Here is a 10,003-nt window from a genome sequence, read left to right as displayed (position 1 = left end):
ATCTGATAAGAGGTGCGCACAAAACCGCTTTTCCCCAAACCGAAGCCCGTGACAATCCCATTGACATACCGAACCGCTTTATCACCCAGCCAAAAGGTGAAGGTCACCGGGGTATCAATCANCGNNGAAAACGACACATTTGGGTTAAAACTTGATAACTGCAACTCCAATTTAAAGGGTTCGGAAAGTCCTTCGGTCAATTTAAAACCCACCACATCAAAGTGATATTTATCGCCTGCATTGAGGGTGTAACGATAGTCGGATTGGGTTGCCATGGTTATTCCTTAATTTGAGGTTTCAAACTCGGTTAGTATAACTGAATTTGTTGTAAGTTAATCGTTGAATGATAAAGACCCAAAGGGCTGAAGTCGATTTTTACTAAATTTTGCAAAATTTTCAAGTGTCAGAGAAATTTGTTTATGACAGCCTTGATTTATATCGTCACTACATCATGGATTTATTCTAATTTCTCAATTCCGAAAGAAAAATTTTCCTTCCTTAGCCTAATAAGTGATAAAGCAGTAAGTTAATAACAAACCCACCAACAACCAGCCATATAAAGACCAATGCACCTAATAAAAGCGGTTTTAAGCCGGCTTGTTTTACTGTACTTACATTTGTTGTTAAACCCAGTCCTGCCATGGCAGCCATTAATAAAATAGTATCAATTTGGACTAATATATTCACCCATTCGGTAGGCAATAAGTTAAATGAATTAAACACGGCAACGAGAATAAATATTAGCGCAAAGTAAGGAATTGAAACCGCGTGCTTTTGTTCTTCATCTTGGTGTAAAAAATAAGATAAGGCGAGTAAAAAAGGTGCAAGCATCATCACCCGTATCATTTTTGAAATCACCGCAATATCAGCGACAACGGGATTAATATTACTCCCTGCCGCATAGACTTGGGCGACTTCGTGTACGGAAGAACCGATGTAAATACCAAATTGATGGGGGGTAATAAAATCAATCAAAGTAGGATAAAGAATAGGATATAAAAACATGGAAATAGTGCCGAAAATAACGATTAAAGCAACAGCAACAGAGACTTTATAAGAGGGGGCTTTTACCACCGGTTCACTCGCAATGATCGCCGCTGCCCCGCAAATACTGCATCCTGCACCGGTAAGGAAAACGATTTGTTTATCAACTTTTAAGATCTTAATGCCTATCCAGCAGGTGATCAAAAACGTCAATATCAACATAATGGCATCAGCCAATATGGCATTTACGCCCACTTGCCCGATATCTTGTAGGGTAATTCTAAAACCATACAAAATAATGCCAAGACGCAACAATTTTCCTTTCGCAAAAGTCACGCCGGAATGCGTAAAATTTTCGATTTTATGATAGAACGTATTGCCGCATAGAATACCAATGACAATCGCCAATGTTAATGCGCTGATATTCAGCCTTTCTACTAACGCATTATTTCCAATTAAAACGGCGATTGTCGTGATCACTAATACCAGAAGTAAACCCCAAATCACGTTTAAATTTTTCATCATTATTCCCTCTTTAAACTAAAATCCTACTACAGAAACTAATTATAGTGATTTTGGTCGATAGGTGTTATTTAATTAAGAGAGATTGAAAGAAATAAATCACAGAATTGAATGTGGTAATCCGATAATCGAAAGCGGCAAAGGGCTGCGATAATCTCGCGTATCAAGTTGATAATCTATAACTCAAGGGGGGCGCTTCGACATAATACGATCCATAGCGTTCAATTCCGTTTCCGACAAGTGTTGTTTGTAAGACTGTTGATGACAAAGCCTTTTACTTTGCTATGGCAGGCATAAAGCATTTCAATGGGGACATTGCAACTGGCGAATTGCTGGGGTTCAAGAATTTACATAATTTTTCTTCTCTTAGTGTGAAAAGTGCGGTCAAAAATGACCGCACTTTTTGTGCTTTATTCAGATAATGATGATGGCGTAGTATCAAGTTGTAGCGGTGGCACAGGCTTGCCTATTCTCGCATAGAACTCTACCACAAAATCATCAAAGCGATCATCTTCAATGGCTTGACGAATTTCCGCCATAAGGCGTTGGTAATAACGTAAATTATGGATAGTATTTAATCGTGCACCTAAAATCTCACCGCATTTATCTAAATGATATAAATAGGCTTTTGTGTAATTCTTACAGGTGTAACAATCACAATGAGGATCGAGCGGGCTGGTGTCATCACGGTATTTGGCATTACGAATTTTCACAATGCCGTCCGTGACGAATAAATGACCGTTACGGGCATTGCGTGTTGGCATTACACAATCGAACATATCGATGCCACGGCGAACGCCTTCAACTAAATCTTCCGGTTTCCCTACGCCCATTAAATAACGTGGTTTATCCGCCGGAATTTGCGGACAAATGTATTCCAAAATACGGTGCATATCTTCTTTCGGTTCGCCCACGGCTAAACCACCCACAGCATAACCGTCAAAGCCGATATTGACTAAGCCTTCCAAGGAAATTTTGCGCAATTCTTCAAATACGCCCCCTTGAATAATCCCGAAAAGCGCATTTTTATTGTTGAGCTCATCAAAGCGATCACGACTACGTTTTGCCCAACGAAGGGACATTTCCATGGATTTCTTTGCATAGTCAAAGGTTGCTGGATAAGGCGTGCATTCATCGAAAATCATCACGATATCCGAACCGAGATCGTATTGAATTTCCATGGATTTTTCCGGAGAAAGGAAGATACGCTCGCCGTTAATCGGATTTTGGAATTTTACGCCTTCTTCGGTGATTTTGCGTAATTTTCCAAGGCTAAATACTTGGAAACCGCCGCTATCCGTCAAGATTGGGCGATGCCATTGCATAAAATCATGCAAATCACCGTGTTTACGCATCACTTCTTGCCCCGGACGCAACCACAAATGGAAGGTATTGCCGAGCAAAATGTCAGCTCCCGTTGCACGGACTTCTTCCGGAGTCATTCCTTTCACGGTACCGTAAGTACCCACCGGCATAAATGCAGGCGTTTCCACTTTAAATGTACCTTGTGGGCGTTCAAAGACTAACCGCCCACGGCGTGCATTGCCGCTCGTTTTGTCTAATTCATACTTCATTTTTGTTTCCTCAACGAATAAACAGTTCGAAGATTATTATCAATAAAAAAGCCTGTTTGAATTTACAGGCTTTATGCTATGGTTTTTTCAATGCTCTTTGAGCAAAGGCGGATATACTAAAGTTCTCACCCCGTGTTTTTTATTGTAGGCGTTGCCTTTCTTTAAGTCAAACGACTTATTCCAATCCCTTCACGTTCGGATTTTTTGTGATGAACATCGCATCGCCATAACTAAAAAAGCGATAGCGATTTTCGACCGCACTTTTGTAGGCATTCATTGTACGGCTGAAACCGGCAAAGGCGGAAACCAGCATAATTAGGGTACTTTCCGGTAAATGGAAATTGGTGATTAAGGCATCCACTACACGGAATTTTTTACCCGGATAAATGAAAATTGAGGTGTCGGAAAAATAAGGTTCGATCAAATCCGGATTACTGTTTTCCTCCGAAGACAACGCGGCAGTTTCAATGGAACGTACGGAAGTGGTTCCTACCGCAATCACGCGTTTTCCTGCTTTTTTGGTTTCAATAATCGCATTACACACTTCTTGTGAAAGCTCCACATATTCGGCGTGCATAATGTGATCTTCAATATTTTCCACTCGAACCGGTTGGAATGTGCCTGCCCCCACATGGAGCGTAACAAATTCAAAATTTACTCCTTTGGCTCGAAGTTTTGCCAGTAGTTCATCATCAAAATGCAAACCGGCTGTTGGTGCTGCCACTGCCCCCGGCACTTTGCTGTAAACCGTTTGATAACATTCTTGATCTGCCTCCTCATCCGGGCGATCAATATAAGGTGGCAACGGCATATGCCCGATTTGTTGTAGCACCGTTAAAAATGCGGTGGATTTATCCTTTAATTCCACTTCAAAAAGTGTGTCGTGGCGTGCTGTCATCACCGCCTGAATGCCCTGATTTTCACCCAGTTTATCTTCCCCTAGAAATAATTCAGCCCCTTCCTTCGGTGCTTTTGAGGAGCGGATATGGGCGAGAAAACGATGATCATCCAGCATACGTTCAACCAGTACTTCAATTTTTCCACCACTGGCTTTGCGTCCGAACATTCGGGCCGGAATCACTCGGGTATTATTAAAAATCAACAAATCACCTTCATCAATGAGGTCTAATACATCTGTGAAAGTGCGGTGAGAAATTTCACCGTTTTCGCCATTTAGTGTCAGAAGACGACAAGAAGAACGATCTTCTTTTGGATAACGGGCGATAAGTTCATCGGGTAAATCAAAATGGAAATCTGAAACAAGCATAATTATATTTGGCTGATAAAAAGAATGGGGTAGTCTAGCTAGTATGATTAGGAAGCTCAAGGGGAAATGTTCGCCATTTCCCCTTTTCCTACTAAAGAATCATTTTTACTAATTTGTCCGCTTTAATTCGGGCAAATTTTTTCAGTAATTTTTGAACCGGCTCAGGGTATTGATACAGTTCTTCCAACTCGGAATAATGACTCAATACGGTGGTATGCTGACGAATATGATTTAATTCTTTTTCAACTTGATCGCGTAATTCCTGCTTCGGATCGTGAATCAATAATCCATTTTCCGCATCTAAACGCCAAGCTCGCGGATTTAAGTTATTACCGGTCAGCAAAATATAATCCTTATCCACCCACACACCTTTTAAGTGGTAAGTGTTATCGCCGTCTTTCCATAAGCGAATGGTTAATCGGCCCTGTTCAATGTCTTGTTGGAATTTTTCACAGAAATGACGGAGATTGCTTTCGTATAAATAAGGTAATGCGCCCGCCATTTTGAAAGGTTGTTCCGGTGGAATATAAAAATCGTTTGCTACTTTGTCACCTACGATAATTTCAATCTTCTTCCCTGCTTCCAAGAGCGTGGTAATTTTGTTTTGCAAGGTACGGGGAAAATTAAAATAAGGAGTACAAACCACCAAATTTTCTTGAACTTGTAAAAATAAATCTTCAATGATTTGATTTAATTCATTACCTGACGCCCCTAAACCAAATAATGGAGAAACACTTAAAATATCGGAAAAACCAACCGCACTTTCCAAGCTATATTCCGCGTGATTGGCTAAATTTTTACGATAGGCACGAATGGCTGCGCGAATTTCTTTTGTGCGGGGGCGGTTTGTCAGATCAAGGGGATGAACGGCATTCAAGTCCAATAAATAATCATTAATAAAATTTACCATTGAATTGGCTAATTCTGCATTCGTGATTTTTTGATAGCGGTCATAGCGGTATTTGTCGTCTTGTTGTAAATACACGTTGTTGATACTCGCGCCACTATAAAGTACCGTATCATCGAAAATAAATCCCTTGATATGCAAAACACCGAACACTTCACGTGTATTAATAGGCACACCGAAAAACATATTCGGATCTTCTGGAAGTTGGTAGGTTTGACGCTGTTCCGAATACCAATCGGCATTGGTCGCAGATTTTTCTGCTCCCAGTAAATTGCGCTGACCACGATGCCAATCCACAAGGATTTTAATATCTAAGTCAGGCTGTTCTTGTTTTATTCGGTAAATTTCATCAAGAATTTCTTGTCCCGCTTCATCTTTTTGCCAGTAAAGTGCGGTTACATAAATACGTTTTTTCGCATTTCTAATTAATTCAATAATCTGAGTTTTGAATTCAGTCGGACTGAACAAAAATTCCACTTGTGCTTTCTCTAAAGGCAAAAAAGGCAGATTTTTGAGATTTTGTTCTGTTCGTTTTAATTTATTGATTAACATAATTTGTCTCTGCATTCTCTAGGAATGGGCTAGTTTACAATATTTCATTGATGGATTGATAGAAAAAAGGTTTTTTTTCGTTATAATGCTCACAAAATTTGACATTTATTGACGAATTATTATCCAAATTTTTTCTTGAGTATCTCCTTATGAACAATTCTCGCAAACCGACTTTTCAAACCAACACGAATAAATCTTTTCAAGAACGTTCCTTTGATGGGCAACAACATTCCAAAAAACACCGTGAAAATCGACCGCACTTTGATAAAAAAAATGATGAAAGAAAAAAGCAACGCCGTTTTCAGCAAGAAGTTCATGAGCCGCAGATTGCTGAACTTTCTTTAAATAAAAGTGGCGGAGTGCAAGGCAGTGTAAAAGTGGTCGTGAAAAGTACGGGTGTAGCGTATAAACCGAAAGAAAAGAAAACCGGTGCACTTTCACCGCGCGCTCCGGAAAAAATTAAAAAAAATCGTGCGGAAGAAATGAAAGTCTATGGTGAAAATGCCTGTTTGGCGTTATTTGAGAAACGTCCTGAAAGTATTATTCGTGTTTGGGCAACGGTGCAGATGTCGCATAAAATCGGTGAGATATTTAGTTATTTGGCGACAAATAAAAAAGTGTATCATGTGGTGGATAATGACGAATTATCCCTTGTGAGCGGCACGGAACATCACGGCGGTATTTGTATGTTGGTGAAAAGACAGCGCCCGTTTACTTTGCAAGGCTATTTGGATATTCCCCGTGAGGAAGATTGTTTAGTGTTGTTAGACAGTGTCAATAATGCACAAAATATTGGCGGTGTATTGCGTACTTGTGCCTTTTACGGCGTGAAGAATGTGGTAACCAATAATGCCGATAAATTGTATTCTGCGGCAGCTATGCGTGTAGCGGAAGGCGGTGCGGAGTACATTCGCTTATTAGAATGTTTAGAGATTGAATCGGCATTACAACAACTCCGTCAAAGAGGGTATCAAGTTGTGCATATTGCACAAGGCAAAGAGGGAATTGCCCTCAATTCACTTCAACTCAATAAAAAGGTCGCGTTTTTATTCAGTGAAGCCGATACATTGGATTTGTACGAAAAACAGGATGTAAATGTTCGTCTATCTTTGAGTAATCCATTAAAAAACGGCTTAAATATTGCGGTAAATAGCGGTATTTTGCTAGCAAAATGGTATTTTTCGAAGTGAAAAACTAAACTAAAGTGCGGTTGTTTTTCTCATTATTTTAAGGCTGAGTTCTCAGCCTTTGATTTTTGAAAAAATACCTGATCATTGTGTTAGATTTTGGCTAAAACTTATGTTTTTCATTTAATGGAGGTGAGACACGAGCAATTAATTCTAGGCAAACTTGCACAACCCAGCCGATTCCGCTGGCAAAAATAAGTGTGCCGATACCGACTATTCCTCCAAGAAAAAAACCTAACAGGCAAACCGATATTTCGATGATGGTACGGACAACTCCTACTTTCAAATGGAAACGTTGGCAAAGCCCCACCATTAGCCCGTCACGAGGGCCGGCTCCCAAATGACAAGTGAGATATAATGCCGTGCCTAATCCATATAGGAAAAGACCGATTATTCCAAAAGCAATACGTGAAGAAAGTGCGGTCGGCTCTGACAGAATTTTTGTGGTAACGTCTAAGAAAAAAGCAATCACAATAATATTTAAAATTGTGCCAAGTCCAAAGCGGAGTTTCAGGGGTAACCATGCAAGCATCACAACGCAGCTAATCAAGAATGATGACCAACCGATACTAATTTCACTCTGTAATGCTACTCCTTGAGAAAGCACTGTCCAAGGAGTCGAACCGAAATTGGATAATACAATTAACCCATCACCAATTCCTAATATTGCCAATGCAAATAACAAAACATAGATTGCTTTTCCTTGTATAGACCATAATGAACTCGCCGCCCAGTTTGTATAAGGAATTGATCGTGCTTTTTTCATAAATTACCTATAGTTAGTTAGATACGGACTATCATAAAGGGGAATCAGTGAAAGGCAAACACTTTAATATCATATTGTATAGCTGAATTCTAATTTGGTGGCAGATCAATTTTTCCCGCTCTTTTTTAGTGAGATGCGGCTGAGAAGAGATTAATCACCAGTACACCGGCAATAATTAGCCCAATACCGATCATTCCTGCGGTATCAATTTTTTGTCCAAAAATAAAATAGGCAACGACTGCGGTGAGGACAATTCCTACCCCGGACCAAATGGCATACACCAAACCAACAGGTAAAGATCGAAAAATAATTGAAACAAAATAAAAAGAAATAGCGTAGAGCGTGAGTGAGCCGAGGGTTGGGAGCAGTTTAGTAAAACCATCACTCGCTTTTAATAAATTTGTTGCGGCAATTTCTAAGCAAATAGAAACGGCAAGTAAAATCCAAGGGTTCATAATAATTCCTCATTCAAATAAAAAGAGACGCAAGCACGCGTCTCCTTTCATCAGGTTAATGTTTATAAATTAGCAATCCTGTTTACCATAAGCATCTTGACGAAGAATGTTGCGTACGCCTTCATCAAAGTCAGCAAGCACTTGTTCGGCATTTTTCGGATCCGTACCACGTGCGTCTAAATAGAACTTAATTTTCGGCTCCGTACCTGAAGGGCGGGCAATTAAACGTGAACCGTTTTCCAATACAAATACGAGAATATCGCTTTGACGATCGGTTTTCGTGTGGTCAATAAATTGTGCCACGTTCACACCACCGATGATGCTTGGTGGGGTATTACGAAGTGCGGTCATTAATTTGCCGATTTCGGAAAGATCGCTGACACGAATAGAGATTTGTCCGCTTACATAAGCACCAAATTCTTTAGTAAATTCATCGGCATAATCCGCTAAGGTCTTACCTTGTTTTTTCAAGTTGCGGACAAGATCTAAGAACATAATTGCCGCTGAGATACCGTCTTTATCACGGACTTTATCCGGATCCACCAAGTAACCGAGTGCTTCTTCAAAACCAAACAGTAAGCCTTGAACTTTACCGATATATTTGAAACCTGTTAAGGTTTCTTCCGATTGGAAACCGTATTTTTTTGCGATTTCGGCAAGTGCAGGGGAGGAGACTAAAGAGCAAGCCAATACCCCTTGTTTGTTTTGTGCATGGTATTGTTTGGCTAAATACCAACCTAAGAAACAACCCACCACATTGCCGTGTAACGGCTTCCAGTTGCCTTCCACATCCGGTACGGCAACGGCTAAACGGTCGGCATCAGGGTCGTTTGCGATAATAAATTCGGCGTTATTTTCTTTCGCCACTTTGATTGCAAGATCCAATGCGCCTTTTTCTTCAGGGTTTGGGAAATTAACTGTTGGGAAAGTACCGTCCGGCCATACTTGTTCGGCGACGATATGCGGTTGTGGTAAACCGGCTTTGGCTAAGGTTTTGCTTAATACTTCATAACCCACGCCGTGCATTGCGGTATAAACATAGTTGATGTCGCATTGTGGCTCTTTAGCAAGAGAGGCGGTTTTGGCAATATAAGCATCCACCACTTCATCATTTAACACAACATAATCATTGCTGCGTGGTAAATCTTGAATACTACCTGTCGCTACTTTGTCAATTAATGCGGCAATTTCCTGATCGGCGGGTGAAACGATTTGCCCCCCTCCGTTCGCTTTTCCTAAGTACACTTTATAACCGTTATCTTCCGGTGGGTTGTGGCTTGCGGTAACCATCACTCCGGCGGTCGTATCGAAATATTGAATGGCGTAGGCCAATACCGGTGTCGGTAATTTGCGTGGCAACAAATAGGCCTTCACTCCCGCACCTGCCATGATTTCAGCGGTATCGCGCGCAAATACATCTGAATTTTTACGCCCGTCATAGCCAATCACAATGGAAGGTTGTTTGTCATAGTCTTTTAAGAAATCTGCTAAACCGCCGGCGGCTTGTGCCACTAAAACTCGGTTCATCCCCATTGAGCCGGCTTGTAAAGGACCACGTAAACCGGCAGTACCAAATTGCAAACGACCGTCAAAACGAGTCTGTAATTCTGCTTCTGCTTTTGTATCGCCTGCTTTTGCTGATTCTAAAAGTGCGGTCAATTCTGCGCGAGTTTCTGCATCAGGATCTTGGTTTAACCAATTTTGTGCTACATCAAAGAGAGTTGCCATAATTTCACCTTCTTAAGTTGAAAAAATATTTTGGATAGACTATCGGAAAACAATTAAACCT

Annotated in this window: 9 protein-coding genes and 1 pseudogene; 1 reads left to right on the top strand and 9 read right to left on the bottom strand. The window is 40.6% G+C overall.

All coding sequences use genetic code 11. The features are described 5' to 3' along the window. The 6 genes and pseudogenes from A3GE_RS0101445 to pssA all read right to left on the bottom strand — a co-directional run. On the bottom strand, positions 1–275 hold a 275-nt coding region (locus tag A3GE_RS0101445), incomplete at its 3' end, for a contractile injection system protein, VgrG/Pvc8 family (RefSeq protein WP_026215342.1). Between the two features lie 223 nt (positions 276–498). Next, positions 499–1,506, bottom strand: coding sequence for a YeiH family protein (locus A3GE_RS0101440; RefSeq protein ID WP_018355503.1), 1,008 nt, complete (start codon positions 1,504–1,506; stop codon positions 499–501). A gap of 266 nt (positions 1,507–1,772) precedes the next feature. Then, positions 1,773–1,853: pseudogene (locus tag A3GE_RS12500) on the bottom strand (hemerythrin domain-containing protein); the annotation flags it as partial. 63 nt (positions 1,854–1,916) lie between these two features. Next, a complete protein-coding gene (gene tgt, locus A3GE_RS0101435) occupies positions 1,917–3,080 on the bottom strand; it encodes a tRNA guanosine(34) transglycosylase Tgt (protein ID WP_018355502.1) in 1,164 nt (387 codons plus the stop codon). Positions 3,081–3,255: 175 nt separating this feature from the next. Further along, complete coding sequence (gene queA, locus A3GE_RS0101430) at positions 3,256–4,347, bottom strand: tRNA preQ1(34) S-adenosylmethionine ribosyltransferase-isomerase QueA (RefSeq protein ID WP_018355501.1); 1,092 nt, start codon at positions 4,345–4,347, stop codon at positions 3,256–3,258. A gap of 91 nt (positions 4,348–4,438) precedes the next feature. Beyond that, positions 4,439–5,806: a CDP-diacylglycerol--serine O-phosphatidyltransferase gene (gene pssA, locus A3GE_RS0101425; protein ID WP_018355500.1), complete on the bottom strand. Its 1,368-nt coding sequence runs from the start codon at positions 5,804–5,806 to the stop codon at positions 4,439–4,441. A 149-nt stretch (positions 5,807–5,955) separates the two neighbouring features. Between pssA and A3GE_RS0101420 the strand changes: the two genes are divergently transcribed. Beyond that, complete coding sequence (locus A3GE_RS0101420; protein ID WP_018355499.1) at positions 5,956–6,996, top strand: TrmH family RNA methyltransferase; 1,041 nt, start codon at positions 5,956–5,958, stop codon at positions 6,994–6,996. A 100-nt stretch (positions 6,997–7,096) separates the two neighbouring features. Here the strand turns inward: A3GE_RS0101420 and yczE are convergent, their stop codons facing one another. The 3 genes from yczE to A3GE_RS0101405 all read right to left on the bottom strand — a co-directional run bounded on the left by yczE (position 7,097) and on the right by A3GE_RS0101405 (position 9,942). Further along, positions 7,097–7,759 (bottom strand): membrane protein YczE, encoded by a 663-nt coding sequence (gene yczE / locus A3GE_RS0101415; RefSeq protein WP_018355498.1) that lies wholly within the window; start codon positions 7,757–7,759, stop codon positions 7,097–7,099. A 125-nt stretch (positions 7,760–7,884) separates the two neighbouring features. Beyond that, positions 7,885–8,214 carry a DMT family transporter gene (locus tag A3GE_RS0101410; protein WP_018355497.1) on the bottom strand — a complete coding sequence of 110 codons (330 nt, stop codon included), beginning with the start codon at positions 8,212–8,214 and terminating at the stop codon, positions 7,885–7,887. Between the two features lie 69 nt (positions 8,215–8,283). Further along, positions 8,284–9,942: a phospho-sugar mutase gene (locus A3GE_RS0101405; RefSeq protein WP_018355496.1), complete on the bottom strand. Its 1,659-nt coding sequence runs from the start codon at positions 9,940–9,942 to the stop codon at positions 8,284–8,286. Between the last annotated feature and the right edge of the window lie 61 nt (positions 9,943–10,003).

The sequence above is a fragment of the Rodentibacter pneumotropicus DSM 21403 genome, from assembly GCF_000379905.1.
In the GTDB taxonomy this organism is placed as follows: domain Bacteria; phylum Pseudomonadota; class Gammaproteobacteria; order Enterobacterales; family Pasteurellaceae; genus Rodentibacter; species Rodentibacter pneumotropicus.
Note: the sequence above shows the minus strand (reverse complement) of the source record. Positions and strands in the feature narration are given on the sequence as shown.